At 55.7% G+C, this 820-nt stretch carries 1 protein-coding gene; it reads left to right on the top strand.

Going from position 1 to position 820, the window contains the following annotated elements; genetic code table 11:
- The first annotated feature begins 48 nt into the window (after positions 1-48).
- Positions 49-759, top strand: a complete 711-nt coding sequence (locus tag ACR0BF_RS20335; RefSeq protein WP_480608430.1) for an IS6 family transposase — start codon at positions 49-51, stop codon at positions 757-759.
- Positions 760-820: the final 61 nt, after the last annotated feature.

Genomic DNA, 820 nt, shown 5'->3' with positions numbered 1-820 from the left:
CGGTATTGCCAAGTTGTCTGGCATTTCGACGACGACTAAATGCAATGAATGAACATTCCATCCAGCATGCCGCGTCTGAAGGGCTTTCGCTACCCTCGTGAGGTCATTGCCTACGCGGTTTGGGCATACCATCGGTTTGCCTTGAGCACTGCGGATGTCGAAGATCTCTTAGCGGAACGGGGTGTCATCGTGAGCCGAGAAACCATTCGGCTCTGGGTTAATCGGTTCGGCGCGCATTTTGCCGCCTGCATCCGGCGCGATCGCCCTAAGCCAAACGACAAATGGCACATGGACGAGGTTGTCATCACGATCCGCGGCAAGAAGCACTGGTTGTGGCGGGCCATCGACGCGAACGGCGACGTTCTCGATATCCTCGTGCAAACGCGGCGAAATGCAAAGGCGGCCAAGCGGTTTTTCAAAAGATTGGTCGCTCAGTTTGGTGAGCCAAGGGTCGTGATCACAGACAAGTTGCGCAGCTACATCAAGCCCGTCAGCGCCTTGGCACCACAGGCCGACCACCGGGCCCACAAAGGGTTGAATAATGCGATCGAAGTTTCGCACAGAATGACCCGTAAGCGGGAGAAGTTGTTTGGTCGGTTCAAGTCACATCGACAAGCTCAGAGGTTTCTGTCCGCGCATGACCAGATCAACCTGATATACCGTCCCCGCCGCTATCAACTCACCGCAACCTCATACCGCCATGCCCGCAACGATGCGTTCAGTCTCTGGGCCGCTTACACCGCCGAAATGGCAGCATAACCCTACTTTTCCAATGCTTCACAATCGGCCGGCAACAACTTGGCAATACCTGGCCCGCCAT

It is taken from the genome of Ruegeria sp. AG7, from assembly GCF_056541545.1.
This window is presented reverse-complemented; position numbering and strand designations above follow the sequence as displayed.

Bases quoted from the DNA above. Each gene is read 5' to 3' on its own strand.
- ACR0BF_RS20335 (WP_480608430.1), top strand. From the start codon at position 49: ATGAACATTCCATCCAGCATGCCGCGTCTGAAGGGCTTTCGCTACCCT.